Here is a 15,784-nt window from a genome sequence, read left to right on the forward strand (position 1 = left end):
GGAGGGATCCCTAACGTCTCGGTATGCCACGTGTTCGCCCCGAGCAGGCAGCCCCCGATCGGCTGGCCGCCGTCCTCGACGAGCTGGACGCCGTGCGCCGCCCCGTCGGCTGGGTGCCGACGCAGGAGTCCCTGCTCGACAGCCGACGACCGGCGATCCAGCCCGCCGAGGCGGGCGAGACAAGGGGCTCGGCGCGGCTGGCGCGGGCGCGCGGCGGCGCGCGACACGACGGCTCGGGCGCCGACGTGCGCCCGCACGCGCCGCTGTTGCGAACACCGGCCGCGCTGCGCGACGCCCAGGTGGCGCCGAGCAGGCTGGCGGTGCTCGGTGTGCTGGTGGTCGTGCTCGTCTCGGGGCTGGTCCTCGGTGGCCGGGTGTTACTCGCTCGGGCGTCGGCGACGTCGACTCCCGTAGCCGCGCAGACCGGGGCTCGCTCGGCCGCGACGACCACGGCGGGGGTGAGCCGTTTCGGCGCCGGCTCGACGGTCCCGAGCGGGGTGTCCTCCACTGCGGTCGCGACGCAGGTCGTCGTGCAGGTCGTCGGCCAGGTGCGCCGCCCCGGTGTGGTCACGCTGCACAGCGGCGCCCGGGTCGAGGATGCGGTGGCCGCGGCGGGAGGAGCCCTGCCGTCCGCCGACCTGTCCGCCGTCAACCTCGCCCGCGTGGTCACCGACGGTGAACAGATCCAGGTGCCGAAGCCCGGCCAGACGATGACCGCGCCGGCGGGGGCCGTGGGTGGTGGTGCCGGCTCCGGCGGCCCGTCCGGGGCCACGTCGGGCAACTCCGCGGCCACGTCGGCGGGCGGCGTCGTCGACCTCAACACCGCGGATGTCACGGGTCTGGACGCGTTGCCCGGGGTCGGGCCGGTGCTCGCCCAGCGGATTATCGACTGGCGCACCCAGAACGGCCGCTTCACCAGCGTCGACGAGCTGGGGGAGGTGAGCGGCATCGGAGACAAGGTGCTGGCGCGGTTGCGACCGCATGTGACGGTATGAACCCCGGCCGACCGTCCGAGGACGCTGCCGGCGGCCGCGACGGCGAGCCGGACGAACGCACGCCGCTGGACCTGCGGATGCTGGTGCCGGCCCTCGTGGCGTGGGCGTGCACCGTCGTTGCCCTTACACGACCGGTCGCAGAGGTGCTGGGCGTGGCGCTCGGATGCCTGGTCCTCGGCGTCGTCGGTATCCTCGTGGGCCTGAGGCATCGCGGCTCGACGTGGGTCACCGGGGTCGCCCTCGGCTGGCTGTGCACCGCGCTGCTGCTCGGCGCGTTGGCGGCTCACCAGAGTGTGCGCACGGCGGGCCCGGTCGAGCGGCTCGCGGATCAGCGGGCGATCGTCCAGGTCGCCGCCGTGGTCCAGTCCGACCCTCGACTGGTCACCACCGACCCGGCGCGACCCACCGTCATCTATCGCGCCACGGTGCGCTCGGTGGTGGGCCGTGGTCGGCAGAGCACGCCGGCGACGCCGGTGCTGATCTTCGCCCGGCCGACGTGGCAGGCACCCGCCTGGCACGACCGCATCGAGTTCACCGGCAGACTGCAACCGGCGGATCCCGGCGACGACGTCACAGCGCTGCTCGACGCCCGATCACCCCCGCGGGTCGTCGGCCGGCCCGGCCCGCTCACCCGGTGGGTCGAATCACTGCGGACCGACACCAGGGCCGCGACCGCGCCCCTCCCCGCCGACCCGCGGGGCCTCGTGCCCGCCCTCGTCACCGGTGACACGGCGCGGATGCCACTGCGGCTCAACGACGACATGCGCGCCACCGGGCTCACCCACCTGTCGGCCGTCTCGGGCTCCAATGTCACGTTCGTGCTGGTCGGCGCCGGGTGGTTGGCGGGCTGGTGTCGGGTCCCGCGCCGGTGGCGTACGCCGATCGCGCTGCTCGTGCTCGGCTGGTTCGTGCTGTTGTGCCGACCCGAGCCCAGCGTGCTTCGGGCAGCAGTGATGGGCGTGGTGGGCCTGCTCGGCGTGTCGATGTCGCGCCGGCGGGCCGGCCCGCCGGCGCTCGCGGCGGCGATCGTCGTACTCCTGGTCTGGGACCCGTGGCTGGCCCGCTCCTACGGGTTCGCCCTGTCCGCTCTGGCCACGCTGGGGTTGCTGATCTTCGCGCGGCCGTGGGGCGACGCGATCGCGCGGCGCCTGCCTGCGAGACTGCGGCCGATCGCGGATGCCGTCGCGATCCCCCTGGCCGCGCAGGCCGCCTGCGCCCCGGTCATCGTGCTGCTGCAGTCGTCGGTGAGCCTCGTCGGGGTGCCGGCCAATCTGATCGCGGCGGTCTTCGTGGAGCCGGCCACGCTCGCCGGCGTGGTGACGGTACTGGTGAGTCCGCTGGGCCCGGTGGTCGCCGCGATCCCGGCCTGGTGCGCAGCCGCGCCGGCATGGTGCATCGCGGTGGTCGCCCACCTCGGCGCGGAGGTGCCGGGCGGAGTCCTGCCGTGGCCGAGCGGGCTGGGTGGCGCGCTGCTGCTCGGCGCGCTCACCGTGCTCGCCGTCTGGGCCGGCGTCGGGCTCTGGGCGCGGGCCCGCACCCATCCGGCGCTGGCGGCGGGATGCGCGGTGGCGCTGACGGCGGCCGCCTGGCCGCTCCCGCACCTGGGATGGCCGCCGGAGGGGTGGGTCTGGATCTCGTGCGACGTCGGGCAGGGCGACGGCGGGGTGCTCGCGACCACGCCCGGCCACGGTGTCGTCGTCGACACCGGACCCGATCCGCAGCACATCGACGCCTGCCTGCAGCGGGCCGGCGTCACCCACCTCGACGCGATCGTGCTCACCCACTTCCACCTCGACCACGTCGGTGGGCTCACGGGCGCCCTGCGGGGGAGATCCGTGGGAGAGATCTTCGTGACGCCGGTGGTCGCAACATCCGCACCCTCCGCGTCCGGTGCGCGGGAGACGGGCAGCAACGCACCCCTGGTGCGTCGTCTCGCCGCCGCACGCCACATCCCGGTCCGCGTGCTGGTCACCGGCGACACGGTGAACTGGCCCGGCATCCACGCCTCCGTGCTCTGGCCGAGCAGGGAGATCGACGCCGGTTCGATCCAGAACAACGCGAGCATCACCCTGGACGTGCGCACGCACGGCCTGCGCATCCTGCTGACCGGCGACATCGAACGCGAGGCGGGTGCTGCCGTCTTCGGCGAGCTCAGTCACCAGGCCGGCGCGCCGCCGTTCGATGTGCTGAAGGTGGCGCACCACGGCTCGGCGAACCAGTCGGCCGACCTGGTCCGCTACGTGCACGCGCCGATCTCGATCATCAGCGTCGGTGCCCACAACGACTACGGGCTGCCGTCACCGGCCACGCTGTCGTTACTGGCCGGCCTGCCGGGCGCGACGTACCGCACGGATCGCGGAGGCGACGTCGTGGTGGCAGTGCGTGGCGGCCGGGTGACCGTCGATCGGCCCTGACCGCTCCGGGTCACGCCGGCCCGCTCGGCGCGGTCAGGCCACGGGTGTCGCCGCGCGGACCGAGGTGGACGCTGCGCACAGCGCCTCCAGGGTGGCTGCGACGGCCGGCACGCGCGTCAGATCGGGCGTGGTGACGGCGTAGACGGTACGACGGGGAGTCGGCTTGATCGGCAGGATCGCCACGCCGTCGTTGTGTGCGGAGTGCAGGATCAGGTCGGGCACCAGCGCGACACCCAGACCGGCCGCGACGAAGCCCAACACCGCTACGTAGTCCTCGGTCTCGAAGGACACCGACGGGCTGAACCCGGCACGCTCGGCCAAGGCGAGCAGGTGCCCGCGGCAGCGCGGACATCCGGCGATCCACTGCTCGTCGACCATGTCGGTCATCCGCACGGACTCCGCGCCGGCCAGTCGGTGGTCCGACGGCACCACCAGGCGCACCTCGTCGTCGAGCAGCTTGCGCGACTGGAACGCCTCGATGTCGTCCTCGCCGCGGGCGAGCGGCGCACCGTCGTAGGCGAACGCGACGGCGATGTCGCACTCGCCGGCGCGCAGTGCGGCCAGCGACTCGGGGGGCTCGGCCTCGGTGAAGGTCACCTCCACGTCCGGGTAGGCCTTGCGGACCATCGCCAGGGCATGCGGCACGAGCGTCGAGGACGAGGACGGGAACGCCATCAGGCGCACGCGTCCGGCGCGCAGCCCGGCGATCGCCGCGACCTCGGACTCGGCCGCCTCGAGGGCGCTGAGCACCGGGCCGGCATGACGCGCCAGAACCGCCCCTGCCTCGGTCAGCCGCACACTGCGACCCAGGCGTTCGACCAGCACGGTGCCGATCCGGTCCTCCAACCGGCGCACCATCTGGGAGATGGCGGGCTGGGAGTACCCGAGCGATGTCGCTGCAGCGGTGAAGCTGCCCTCGTCGGCGATGGCCCGGATGACCCGCAGGCCCGCAGCGTCGATCATGCCCCGATCATATAATGGATGGTTATCCATCGGAAGACATCTTCGTGCTTTCGTTCTGCGCCGGGCGCGCTCACCGAAGCCGCGCCGCCCGCTCACCGGGTGTTCGGCCCCGGTGCGACACTGAGGCGTGCTCGAATCCGCGGTCTCATCGGTGCCCGACGGCGTGCGGGCGGATCAGTGGGCCGAGCTGGCCGGGTACGCCGCCGATGGTGGTCTGGTGGCGCTCACCGGTGCCGGGCTGTCCACCGAATCGGGTCTGCCGAGTTACCGCGACGCGCGCGGCGTACGCCGGGTGCAGCCGATGACCGTGTCCGAACTTCGCGCCAGTCATGAAGCGCGACAACGGTATTGGGCCAGGTCCTACGTGGGGTGGCCACGTTTCGCGGCAGCCCGACCCAACGACGGTCACCGAGCGGTCGCCCGACTGCTGGCCGGAGGAACCCTGACCGACGTGATCACCCAGAACGTCGACGGGTTGCATCAGGCGGCCGGGGCGAAGGACGTCCTCGAGCTGCACGGCAACCTCGAGCGGGTGGTCTGCATGGACTGTTCGAGCACCCATCGCCGCGACGATCTGGACGACTGGCTGCGCGACGCCAACCCCGGATTCGACCGAGCGATCGGCGGCGCGGTGCGCCCCGACGGTGACGTTGCGCTCCCCGAGGCAATTGTCCGCGACTTCGTCACCGCCGACTGCCCGGTGTGCGGCTCGGACCTGCTCAAACCCGACGTGGTGATGTTCGGCGAATCGGTGCCGAAGGCCCTGGTCGAACACTGCTTCGGGCTGGTCGAGAGCGCCTCGGCGTTGCTCGTCCTGGGATCGTCGCTGGCCGTGATGTCCGGCTACCGCTTCGTGCGCCGAGCCGCACGGGTCGGCGTCCCGGTCATCGTGATCAACGACGGGTGGACCCGTGGGGACGGTGAGACCGATCTCAAGATCGAAGCGCCGCTGGGCCGCACGCTGAGCGCGCTGGCCGACCGGGTCGACTCGCCGGCGCCGCCCGGATCCTGACCGAGCGGCGTCCGACGAGGGTGGGCCGAACGGGGCCGGTCAGACCCTGCGCAGCACCGCGGTGACCTTGCCCAGCACCACGGCGTCGTCACCGTCGATCGGGTCGTACGCCGTGTTGTGCGGCATCAGCCACACCTTGCCGTCCGTGCGCTTGAACGTCTTCACGGTCGCCTCGTTGTCGAGCATCGCCGCGACGATGTCGCCGTTGGTGGCGGTCGGCTGTTGACGCACCACCACCCAGTCGCCGTCGCAGATCGCCGCGTCGATCATCGAGTCGCCGACGACCTTGAGCAGGAAGAGGTCGCCCTCACCGACGATCTGTTTCGGAAGCGGGAAGACGTCCTCGACCACCTCGTCGGCCAGGATCGGGCCACCCGCCGCGATCCGTCCGACCACCGGGACGTAGGACGCGCTGGGCCGCCGGTCGCCGATACCGGTCTCGTCCTCCATGGCGAGGTCGCTGTCGGGGGCGCTGGTCACGCTGGAGCCGCCCCGGTAGCCGCGCTGATCCTTGTCCTGGTCCGGAGAGATGACCTCGATAGCGCGCGGCCGGTTCGGGTCGCGGCGCAGGTAGCCCTTGCGCTCCAGCATCGACAGCTGATGAGCCACGGAGCTGGGGCTCGTGAGACCCACGGCCTCGCCGATCTCGCGCAGGCTCGGCGGGTAGCCGCGCCTGTCCACGGAGTTGCGGATGACCTCCAGCACACGGCGCTGCCGGGTGGTCAAACCGTCGTCGTCGCGCTCGGGCATCTGGTGCACCTTGGCCATGGTCTTCGTCCGTCCCTCTCCGAGTGGATCGTGCTGCCTCCGCCGGTCCTCACGCGCTCGATCGGCTGGTCATCTCCCGATGGGCGGACCTGGATATCGGGCGCCGTTCCGGGGATTTGTAGCTGGTGAGCGAGGGCTGTCGGTGGTCGGTGTTTCAGTTCTGCAGGTGAGCACGAGATTACGAGACTCGGACACACTTTCCAAACATCTGTTCGGGGCGTGTCTGGATTTTCTCGAACGCGCGTGCTAGACATCAGACAGATGATCGATCGCACACACGTACGATCGACAAGCCATCGGAGGATCTCATGAGTGCCGTCACCGCTGTTCCCAGCTGGGTCACTCCTGCCATGACCGGCATGACCCCCATGACCGTCCCGTCCAGCCGGGCTGTGCCGGTCGACCCCGCCGCCCCGCGTCGTACGGCGCCCGCGTCGGCCCGTCACGGCCACCTGCGTGTGGTCCCCGATCTGCCCGCGATCCACGACGTGCCCCGTCCCGCCGCGCACATCACCCGCCGCGGCCGTCTGGCGATCACGCTGTGCGCGCTGCTGCTGTGCCTCACCGGGGGAGTGGCGGGAGCGCGCGCCGCTATGGGCGGCGCTCCGGCGCCGACGTACGACACCGTGGTCGTGCAGTCCGGGCAGACCCTGTCCCAGGTCGCGCACCACGCGTACCCGCAGATGTCGATCGGCAACGCTGTCCAGCGGGTGCAGGCCGCCAACGAGCTCAACACCCTGCAGGTGTTCGCCGGTGAGAGCTTGCGTCTGCCTCGTTGAGGTGGGTGCGGCGTCGTCCGTGCCGTCGGGCGCGCTGTCGCATCCTCGCGCGGGCGCCGGACTCGAGCGCCCCGGACGAGGGCTGCACGACGGGCGGACGCTGCAGCGCGTCGCAAGCGTGGATTGTCGGCGCTGCGGTCACTTTCCTGCACTGGCGTACGGCGGTCGGGTGGGTTGTCGGCGCTGCGGTCACTCGCCCGCACTGAGCGCGGATCATCAGTCGGCGCCGGGTGCTCGCCCACGGTGTCGCGGCGTCCGTGTCGCCCGCTCGCGACCCCCTGACCAGCACGAACGACCCCGTGGAAAGAGGCCACCCTCTAAAGCTTGCATCACCCCCTCAGCCGGAATACGATCCCTACATCTAGTAGTTACACCGATGTAAGTCGTCCACATGTAGTCCCCAGGTTGGCCGGAGTTATCCCAAGGCCTGGCACGGATATCCCCCGGTTGTCCACGAGTTACCCACAGGTGGGCGGCGTCGTGGCGGGGCTCGTGCGGTGGATACGGCGTGCGATCGGTGGATGGGTCGATCGTCGAGGGTGAGGGAGACACGCACATGCACTGCCCGTTCTGTCGGCATGAGGACAGTCGTGTCGTCGACTCCCGCTCGAGCGAGGACGGCACCTGCATCAAGCGGCGCCGTCAGTGCCCTAGCTGCGGCAAGCGCTTCTCCACGATGGAGACCACGAGCCTGACGGTCGTCAAGCGCTCCGGTGCCAGCGAGCCGTTCAGCCGTCAGAAGGTGCTGGTCGGGGTGCGTAAGGCGTGCCAGGGCCGCCCGGTCTCCGAGGACGACCTGGCCCTGCTGTCGCAGCAGGTGGAGGAGTCCATCCGGATGCAGGGGCTCGCCGAGATCGACGCCCACGATGTGGGTCTGGCGATCCTGGGGCCGCTGCGCGCTCTCGACGAGGTCGCCTACCTGCGATTCGCCTCCGTCTACCAGGCGTTCGACGACCTCGGTGACTTCGAGTCGGCGATCGCTCTCCTGCGTGCCGAGCGCGACGTGCTCGGCCCGTCCTACACCGCCGACCACGACCGGGTCGACGGCGTTGTCGGTGGTGCCGGGGAGGATCACTGACATCCGGTCGTCCCGTGCGCCGGGTGCTCCAGCAGTGGCCGCGCGCGCATCCCCAGAACTTCACAACATTCGTATCAAGCAGCAGCCAGCTCACCACGTCACACGGAGGAACAGCATGACCGAGACCACCGGCGCCCGCGCCGACGCCGCCCGCGCAGACCGTGGGGTGCACATCGAGCGCATCTTCACCACGCCTGGTGTCCACCCGTACGACGAGGTGAACTGGGAGGCGCGCGACGTCGTCCAGCAGAACTGGAAGACCGGCGCGACGATCTTCGAGCAGCGCGGCGTGCTGTTCCCGGACTTCTGGTCTCTCAACGCGTCCACCATCGTGACGACCAAGTACTTCCGCGGCGCCCTCGGCACCGCCGTTCGCGAGACCAGTCTCAAGCAGCTGATCGACCGCGTCGTCCTGACCTACGTCAAGGGCGGCCGCGACAACGGCTACTTCGCGAGCGACCAGGACGCCGAGATCTTCGAGCACGAGCTCACCTGGGCGTTGCTGCACCAGGTGTTCAGCTTCAACTCCCCGGTCTGGTTCAACGTGGGCACCAAGAGCCCGCAGCAGGTCTCGGCGTGCTTCATCCTGTCGGTCGACGACTCGATGGACTCGATCCTCAACTGGTACAAGGAGGAGGGGTTCATCTTCAAGGGCGGCTCGGGCGCCGGTCTCAACCTGTCCCGGATCCGCTCCTCCAAGGAGCTGCTCTCCAGCGGCGGCACTGCCAGCGGCCCCGTCTCCTTCATGCGTGGCGCCGATGCGTCCGCGGGCACGATCAAGTCCGGTGGTGCGACCCGCCGTGCGGCCAAGATGGTCGTGCTCGACGTGGACCACCCCGACATCGAGGAGTTCATCGAGACCAAGGCGCGCGAGGAGGACAAGATCCGCGCGCTGCGCGACGCCGGCTTCGACATGGACCTCGGCGGCCGGGACATCACCTCGGTGCAGTACCAGAACGCCAACAACTCGGTACGGGTGAGCGACAAGTTCATGCGCGCGGTCGAGGCGGGCACGGAGTTCGGGCTGACCGCCCGCGGCACCGGCGAGGTCATCGAGTCCGTCGACGCACGTGAGCTGTTCGCCAAGCTGAACAAGGCGGCGTGGGAGTGCGCCGACCCCGGCATCCAGTACGACGACACCATCAACGACTGGCACACCACCCCCGAGAGCGGCCGGATCACCGCGTCCAACCCGTGCTCGGAGTACATGTCGCTCGACAACTCCTCGTGCAACCTCGCGTCGCTGAACCTGCTGAAGTTCCTGCGCGACGACGACACCTTCGACACCGCGACGTTCCAGAAGGTCGTCGAGCTGGTCATCACCGCGATGGACATCTCGATCTGCTTCGCCGACTTCCCGACCGAGGCGATCGGCGAGACCACGCGCAACTACCGCCAGCTCGGCATCGGTTACGCCAACCTCGGCGCGCTGCTCATGGCGACCGGCCACGGGTATGAGTCCGAGGGCGGCCGCGCCTTGGCCGGCGCGATCACCTCGCTGCTGACCGGCGCGGCGTACAAGCGCTCCGCCGAGCTCGCGGAGATCGTCGGTCCGTACGCCGGCTACGCCCGTAACGCCGACGCGCACCAGAAGGTGATGCGCAAGCACCGCAGCGCCAACGACGAACTGCGCCCGCTGGACACGATGGACGGCGAGATCCACCGCTACGCCACCAAGGCGTGGAAGGACGTCGTCGAGCTCGGCGCGGCCAACGGCTACCGCAACGCGCAGGCCTCCGTGCTCGCGCCGACCGGCACCATCGGCTTCATGATGGACTGCGACACCACCGGCATCGAGCCGGACTTCTCGCTGGTCAAGTTCAAGAAGCTGGTCGGCGGCGGCTCCATGCAGATCGTCAACCAGACGATCCCGCGCGCGCTGAAGAAGCTGGGCTACCAGCAGGAGCAGATCGAGGCGATCGTCGAGCACATCGCCGACAAGGGCCACGTCATCAACGCGCCCGGTCTGAAGCCGGAGCACTACGAGGTCTTCGACTGTGCGATGGGCGAGCGGGCGATCAGCGCCCTCGGTCACGTGCGGATGATGGCGGCCTGCCAGCCGTTCCTGTCCGGCGCGATCTCCAAGACGGTCAACCTGCCGGAGACGGCGACCGTCGAGGACATCGCCGAGGTGCACCTGGAGGGTTGGAAGCTGGGGCTGAAGGCGCTGGCGGTCTACCGCGACAACTGCAAGGTCGGCCAGCCGCTGTCCGATGGTGGCTCGACCGCCAAGGACAAGGCCGCCGCTGCTGCCGACGCCGCGGTCGAGAAGGTCATCGAGTACCGCCCGGTGCGCAAGCGCATGCCGAAGCGTCGTACCTCGCAGACCACCTCGTTCGCCGTCGGTGGTGCGGAGGGTTACCTCACCGCGGGCACCTACGACGACGGTCAGCTCGGTGAGCTCTTCCTGAAGTTCGGCAAGCAGGGCTCGACCCTCGCCGGCATGATGGACGCGTTCTCGATCGCCGTGTCCATCGGCCTGCAGTACGGCGTGCCGCTGGAGACCTTCGTGGAGAAGTTCACCAACCTGCGCTTCGAGCCCGCCGGACTGACCGACGACCCGGACGTGCGGATGGCGCAGTCGATCATGGACTACGTCTTCCGCCGGTTGGCCCTCGACTACACCGACTTCGAGACCCGGTCGTTCATGGGCATCCACACCGCGGAGGAGCGCACCCGTCAGCTCGAGACCGGCTCTTACGCGGAGGCGACCGAGGCCGAGGGCGATGAGGACCTCGCCGGTGAGCTGGAGGCGTTCTCCCAGTCGGCGGCACCGTCCGCCAAGCGTCCGGAGCAGTCGGCTCCCACGGTGGCTGCGGAAGACATCACCTCGGGTGCCGGTGCTGCCGACGCCCGGGAGGTCTCTTCGGAGATCCACTCGTCGGCCGACCTGCTGGAGAAGTTCCAGGGCAAGTCTGCCGACGCGCCGATCTGCATGACCTGCGGTACGAAGATGCGCCCGGCCGGTAGCTGCTACGTCTGCGAGGGCTGCGGCAGCACCTCCGGCTGCAGCTGACGCCGACTCGGCGAGGAGCCCCTGGACCGCACTGGTCCAGGGGCTCCCTGCGTTCTATCCGCCGATTTCGACATGCACCGTGGGGCAGATATGCCCCACCGTGCATGTCCGATTCGCCGTCAGTAGAGGCGGTTGGTCGACGTAAGGACACGCAGCGGCTCGGCCGGCCCCGCGACGACCGTCATGCCGGGTAGATCGGTCCACTGGCCGCCGTCGACGGAGTACTGGCCGCCGTACGTGGTGCGCACCGACGTGCTGAACGAGCCCGGTGCGTCGTACGCATGCCGGATGTCGCCGGCGGGGTAGGTGCCACCCATCGAGTGGGTCGGGCCGCTGGTCGCGCCGTCGCCGAAGACGAAGGTGTTGGACTTCAGGGTCGGCTTGATGCGTACGGCGTGGCCGACGAGAGTCACCGTGCGGACCTCGCCGGGCGCGTACCCGACCACCGGCCAGCTCGCCTGGAAGTACGTCGGCAGCGTCACCAGCGTGCGGTTGTTGACCGGCTGAATCGAGAGCTGTGGTTTCGCGAACGGCGTGACCGACCACGCGTGCTCGATCATCTCCAGCGTGAGTTGCGGCTTGTGCTTGCCGGGGAGGACGTTCGGGTAGCACGTCGTGCCCGGAGACTCCCACGGGCCGAAGACATTCGCGCCGGTGTCCACACGGCGGTAGATGAAGACCCACGGCCCGGGGACGTGCTGAACCTTCTGGCAGTACTCCAAGGCGTTCGGGCAGATGAATTCCTGATGATCCGGGCCGTTGCCCGCGCACCGCAACACGGTGCTGTACTGATAGGCCGTGCCGGGTTTGTAGGACTTGCTGCCTACGGTGCCGCCGGTTGCCGTCTTAGGTGGGAGATGAGCGGTGTCCGACTCGCTCAACCCTGCATACGATCCTCCTCCGCTGACCTGGCAGACCAAGAAGCCGCACTTGCCCTGTGGCGGCGAAGCGTGTCCCGCGAGAGCCGCATAAGCAACCAGGACCAGAGCGGAGTGGATAGTCGCCCGGACCATCAAGACTGCGATCCCGACTGCTCAACTTTGATTTCCGAGACTTGCCAAAGTCCAGACCACGGAGCAAGGAACACGACGAACTGGACATCCGATGCAGGGGGGTAGCCACCGCGGACCCGGCCGGCCGAGTCAGTTTCTACAACCTTAAGAACGTCGCCCGATATCTGCACCAATGAATGGTCCGAGGATTGAAATGTCGCGTCTCTGATCTTGAAACTGTCACCTGTGTAGTGGGTTTTCCCTTTCGCAAGCAGCGAGACAGTCATGGAGTAGTTCGCGCAGCTCTTGCACGTAGGGAGGGCTAGCGGTTCAAGCACCCCCACCTTCGGGTGCTTGCCGGTCTCGTTGATCTGCTGCACGTAGTACTTCGCGAAGGCAATGCGGCCGGCGTCGGTATGGGCGCGGGCGGCTGTGGGCACACCGGCCGGGCCGTCGTACGCAGGACTCGAACTGCTCGGTGCGGGGGAGGAGGTCGTCGTGCTGGCACTCGTCGACGAGGAACTCGATGTGATCGATGAGGTACTGGGCGGCGCCGTGCCCGATCCTCCGGAACACGCGCTCACGCTTCCCACCCCGGCGACTGCGAGCAGCACGACGGCAGACCGGCGACGGATGCGCGACATGAGGAGCCTCCCTCGCCGGCGACGCACCGGCGTCCTGATGGACCTGGATCGTCCAAGGGGACCCAGCATGCGTGATCCCGACGGATCGCGTGAGCTATCCACAGGCAAAAGTGGTGCACGATCCGCAATTCGTGCGACGCGAGTGAGTGGGGAGGTCGTAGTGCAGCGTGTGGTCTCGTGACCGGCGACCTGACAGGGCACCCGCTGACACTGCACGTCCGATGAACGGTCAGATCCAGCACGCGGGCGCTACTCGCGGGTAGGTTGAGCTGGTTACACCCTGACGAGGAGACTTCGTGACCCAACGGGCCCAGCCGCCGCTCGCCGCAGAACCCGGCGCCGACCACGGCGCCGCACCCGACATCCAGGCAGCCGCTGCACACCGCGCGGGCACCGCCGTACGCAGCGTCACCGATGCCATCCGCGACACGCACGGCGCCCTCGCGAGCAAGGCCTTCGCCTCCGCGCGCCGCAGCATCGGCCCCGTCGTCACCCCGGTGGAGTTCCTGCACGACCACGCCGCCCGCGCGGCGTACGGCGCGTCGGCGGTCGCCCTCGAAGGGGTGGCGGAGGCGGTCGGCGCGACGGCGGCCAAGGCCGCTCAGGCGGGCAGGATGAGCAAGTTCGGACGCGGCACCACACGCCGGGCGAGCGGAGTCCTCGCCTTCGTGCACGGATTCAACGGCGACAAGATGGCGTCGTCGGGGCGGGTGCCGTTGTCCTCTCCGATGAGCCTGCGTCGATCCGGGGAGCGCGTCCCGGCTACCCCTGAGGGCATGGCGCACGCCTACCCCGACGCCACGCCGCAGATCGTCATCTTCGTGCACGGGTTCGTCGGCACCGAGCAGATGTGGAAGCGCCGCGCTCACCGCGACGACGACGGGCGCAGGCTCAGTTACGGGCGACGCCTGGAGGCGCAGGGCGACTGGTCCGCGCTCTGGGTGCGCTACAACACCGGCCTGCGGATCAAGTCCAACGGCTTGGAACTCGCCCTGCTGATCGAGCAGATCGTCGACGGTTGGCCGGTGCCGGTCGAGCGCGTGGTGCTGGTGGGGCACTCGATGGGCGGCCTGGTCGCGAGCAGTGCCCTCCTGCAATGGCCCACCTCAGCGAGCTGGGGCCCGCTGGTGAGTGACTTGATCACCCTTGGCACGCCGTACCACGGCTCGCCGATCGAACAGGGCGCCAACTACCTGGCCGAGTGGTTCTCCGGGCACGGGTCGACCAAGTGGCTCGGCGACGTCATCCAGTTCCGCAGTGAGGGCATCAAGGACCTGCGCCCGGGCAACCTCTTCCTCGCCGACACCCGCGGCGCGATGCCGGACGCCGCGGAATGGCGTCGCATGTTGGAGCCTCAGATGGTCGTGCGTCACCTGGCCATCGCCGGTGTGCTCACCAAGGACCCGCACACGCGGCTCGGCGGAATCATCGGTGACGGAATCGTCCCGCGCGCGAGTGCTCGCGGCGGAGCCGACAACGATCTGAGCCGGTCCACCATGATGGGGGCCATGAGTCACAACGACCTGGTCAACGACCCGCGGGTCTACGAGGTCATCGCCGACGTCCTCGGCGTGCAGGCATGACGGGCGCGGCGTTCTTCGACCTCGACCGCACACTGCTGCGCGGGGCGTCCGGTCCGGTCATCACCGACGCACTGCGCGAGGCCGGGCTGGTCACGACCAAGCTGCCCGGTGAGAGCCTGCTCTACGGCGTGTTCAACCGGTTCGGCGAGACGCTTCCGTCGATGGTGCTCGCGCGCAACGCGACGGTGGTCGCCCGCGGCAAGCGCGCCGGTGCCTTCGAGGAGGCGGCGAAGGCCGCGGCCTCCGGACTGATGGCACTGATCGAGCCGTTCGCGCACCTCACCCTGGAGAAGCACCGTGCCGCCGGGCGCAAGGTCGTGCTCGCGACCACGACGCCGTTGCATCTGATCCGGCCGCTGGCCGACCTGCTCGGGCTCGACGCCGTCATCGCGACCCGCTACTCCGTCGATCCGGTCTCCGGACGGTACGACGGGGGCCTGGACGGGCCCTTCGTCTGGTCCACCGGGAAGCTGGCCGCCGTCCGCGACTGGGCGCTCGAGAACGATGTCGACCTTTCGGAGTCCTTCGCCTACTCCGACTCCGTCTACGACGTGCCCCTGCTGTCCGCGGTCGGCCACCCGCACGCCGTCAATCCGGACCCACGGCTGCTGGTGTTCGCGACCGTGCGACGGTGGCCGGTCGAGCACTTCAGCGCGTCTCCGGGCATCTTCAAGGTGCCCTTCGTCGACATCGAGCTGCAGCGGATCGGGCAGTGGATGGCGCGCCCGGAGGCCTTTCCCTATGCGCGGTTCGAGGTGCTTGGCACTGAGCACGTGCCGAGCGAGGGCGGCGTCCTGATCGCCGCCAACCACCGCAGCTACTTCGACCTGCCGACGATGTTCCTCGCCATGGGACGAGCCGGGCGCACCGGCCGGTTCATGGCCAAACGGGAGATCTTCGACGTGCCCGTGGTCGGACAGCTGATCGCCGGCTCCGGCGGCATCCCGGTCGACCGGGAGAGCAAGGACCCCGACGCCCCCGACCCGCTCGCGGCCGCCGAGATGGCTTTGCGCGGCGGAGAGATGGTGGGGGTTATGCCGCAGGGCACCATCCCGCGCGGACCGGCGTTCTTCTCGAACGCGCTCAAGGGCCACACAGGCGTCGCCCGACTGGCCGAGAGCACCCGGGTGCCTGTCATCCCGTGCGCGATCTGGGGCACCGAGAACGTCTGGCCGCGCTCCTCGAAGCTGCCGCAGATGCTCAACTACCTGCACCCCCCTCAGATCACGGTGCGGTTCGGACCGCCGGTCGAGCTGAAGTACCGCTCGGCCGCCGCGGACACCGACCGCGTGATGAAGGCGATCGCGCGACTGCTCCCCGACGAAGCGCGCAGTCGCCGCCGACCGACCATGGAGCAACTGGCCTCCAGTTACCCCGGCGGGAAGGTGCCGCCGGAGGACCGCTCGTTCGCCCGCGCCGACGACCCGCACGACGACTAGGACCCTCAGGTCTCTTCCGGCTCGGGCTCGGCGTACCGAAGCGGTGCTGCCAGGTGTCCAGGGGCGGTTGAGAGGAAGCGCCGGCCGCGCGATGAGGGGAC

At 69.7% G+C, this 15,784-nt stretch carries 12 protein-coding genes; 8 read left to right on the forward strand and 4 right to left on the reverse strand.

Features of this window, described 5'->3' with window-relative positions; all coding sequences use genetic code 11:
• Positions 1–23: 23 nt before the first annotated feature.
• Together J4030_RS08660 and J4030_RS08665 are read left to right on the forward strand one after the other, a co-directional pair.
• A complete protein-coding gene (locus tag J4030_RS08660) occupies positions 24–995 on the forward strand; it encodes a helix-hairpin-helix domain-containing protein (protein ID WP_208048824.1) in 972 nt (323 codons plus the stop codon).
• Complete coding sequence (locus tag J4030_RS08665) at positions 992–3,409, forward strand: ComEC/Rec2 family competence protein (protein WP_208048825.1); 2,418 nt, start codon at positions 992–994, stop codon at positions 3,407–3,409. Before J4030_RS08660 ends, J4030_RS08665 begins: the two co-directional genes overlap by 4 nt.
• A gap of 33 nt (positions 3,410–3,442) precedes the next feature.
• Here J4030_RS08665 and J4030_RS08670 read toward each other — a convergent pair whose 3' ends face one another.
• Positions 3,443–4,372 carry a LysR family transcriptional regulator gene (locus tag J4030_RS08670; RefSeq protein ID WP_208048826.1) on the reverse strand — a complete coding sequence of 310 codons (930 nt, stop codon included), beginning with the start codon at positions 4,370–4,372 and terminating at the stop codon, positions 3,443–3,445.
• A gap of 127 nt (positions 4,373–4,499) precedes the next feature.
• On the opposite strand from J4030_RS08670, the gene J4030_RS08675 reads away from it, so the two are divergent.
• Complete coding sequence (locus J4030_RS08675) at positions 4,500–5,384, forward strand: NAD-dependent protein deacetylase (protein WP_307864622.1); 885 nt, start codon at positions 4,500–4,502, stop codon at positions 5,382–5,384.
• A 39-nt stretch (positions 5,385–5,423) separates the two neighbouring features.
• Here the strand turns inward: J4030_RS08675 and lexA are convergent, their stop codons facing one another.
• Positions 5,424–6,152 (reverse strand): transcriptional repressor LexA, encoded by a 729-nt coding sequence (gene lexA / locus J4030_RS08680; RefSeq protein WP_208048827.1) that lies wholly within the window; start codon positions 6,150–6,152, stop codon positions 5,424–5,426.
• Positions 6,153–6,460: 308 nt separating this feature from the next.
• Between lexA and J4030_RS08685 the strand changes: the two genes are divergently transcribed.
• The 3 genes from J4030_RS08685 (at position 6,461) to J4030_RS08695 (ending at position 11,025) form a co-directional block, all read left to right on the forward strand.
• Entirely contained in the window at positions 6,461–6,931 is a 471-nt protein-coding gene (locus J4030_RS08685; RefSeq protein WP_208048828.1) for a hypothetical protein, read from the forward strand.
• A gap of 556 nt (positions 6,932–7,487) precedes the next feature.
• The gene (gene nrdR / locus J4030_RS08690; protein ID WP_208049030.1) at positions 7,488–8,009 is read left to right on the forward strand and encodes a transcriptional regulator NrdR; all 522 of its coding nucleotides are present in this window, start codon (positions 7,488–7,490) and stop codon (positions 8,007–8,009) included.
• A gap of 115 nt (positions 8,010–8,124) precedes the next feature.
• Positions 8,125–11,025, forward strand: coding sequence for a vitamin B12-dependent ribonucleotide reductase (locus tag J4030_RS08695; RefSeq protein ID WP_208048829.1), 2,901 nt, complete (start codon positions 8,125–8,127; stop codon positions 11,023–11,025).
• 119 nt (positions 11,026–11,144) lie between these two features.
• Here J4030_RS08695 and J4030_RS08700 read toward each other — a convergent pair whose 3' ends face one another.
• Both J4030_RS08700 and J4030_RS08705 read right to left on the reverse strand, forming a co-directional pair.
• Positions 11,145–11,906: a hypothetical protein gene (locus J4030_RS08700; protein WP_208048830.1), complete on the reverse strand. Its 762-nt coding sequence runs from the start codon at positions 11,904–11,906 to the stop codon at positions 11,145–11,147.
• A 131-nt stretch (positions 11,907–12,037) separates the two neighbouring features.
• On the reverse strand, positions 12,038–12,661 hold the full coding sequence (locus J4030_RS08705) for a hypothetical protein (protein WP_208048831.1): 624 nt from the start codon (positions 12,659–12,661) through the stop codon (positions 12,038–12,040).
• Positions 12,662–12,957: 296 nt separating this feature from the next.
• Between J4030_RS08705 and J4030_RS18480 the strand changes: the two genes are divergently transcribed.
• Entirely contained in the window at positions 12,958–14,244 is a 1,287-nt protein-coding gene (locus J4030_RS18480) for an alpha/beta fold hydrolase (protein WP_208048832.1), read from the forward strand.
• A complete protein-coding gene (locus J4030_RS08715; RefSeq protein WP_208048833.1) occupies positions 14,241–15,683 on the forward strand; it encodes an HAD-IB family hydrolase in 1,443 nt (480 codons plus the stop codon). The genes J4030_RS18480 and J4030_RS08715 overlap by 4 nt, the downstream gene beginning before the upstream one ends.
• Positions 15,684–15,784 lie beyond the last annotated feature (101 nt).

Source organism: Allobranchiibius sp. CTAmp26 (assembly GCF_017565405.1).
Taxonomy (GTDB): Bacteria; Actinomycetota; Actinomycetes; order Actinomycetales; family Dermatophilaceae; genus Allobranchiibius.

What these genes read in the sequence shown, in the direction of transcription:
- J4030_RS08660 (WP_208048824.1), top strand. Translation starts at nt 24, where the DNA reads ATGCCACGTGTTCGCCCCGAGCAGGCAGCCCCCGATCGGCTGGCCGCC.
- J4030_RS08665 (WP_208048825.1), top strand. Translation starts at nt 992, where the DNA reads ATGAACCCCGGCCGACCGTCCGAGGACGCTGCCGGCGGCCGCGACGGC.
- J4030_RS08670 (WP_208048826.1), bottom strand. Translation starts at nt 4,372, where the DNA reads ATGATCGACGCTGCGGGCCTGCGGGTCATCCGGGCCATCGCCGACGAG.
- lexA (WP_208048827.1), bottom strand. Translation starts at nt 6,152, where the DNA reads ATGGCCAAGGTGCACCAGATGCCCGAGCGCGACGACGACGGTTTGACC.
- J4030_RS08685 (WP_208048828.1), top strand. Translation starts at nt 6,461, where the DNA reads ATGAGTGCCGTCACCGCTGTTCCCAGCTGGGTCACTCCTGCCATGACC.
- nrdR (WP_208049030.1), top strand. Translation starts at nt 7,488, where the DNA reads ATGCACTGCCCGTTCTGTCGGCATGAGGACAGTCGTGTCGTCGACTCC.
- J4030_RS08695 (WP_208048829.1), top strand. Translation starts at nt 8,125, where the DNA reads ATGACCGAGACCACCGGCGCCCGCGCCGACGCCGCCCGCGCAGACCGT.
- J4030_RS08705 (WP_208048831.1), bottom strand. Translation starts at nt 12,661, where the DNA reads ATGTCGCGCATCCGTCGCCGGTCTGCCGTCGTGCTGCTCGCAGTCGCC.
- J4030_RS08715 (WP_208048833.1), top strand. Translation starts at nt 14,241, where the DNA reads ATGACGGGCGCGGCGTTCTTCGACCTCGACCGCACACTGCTGCGCGGG.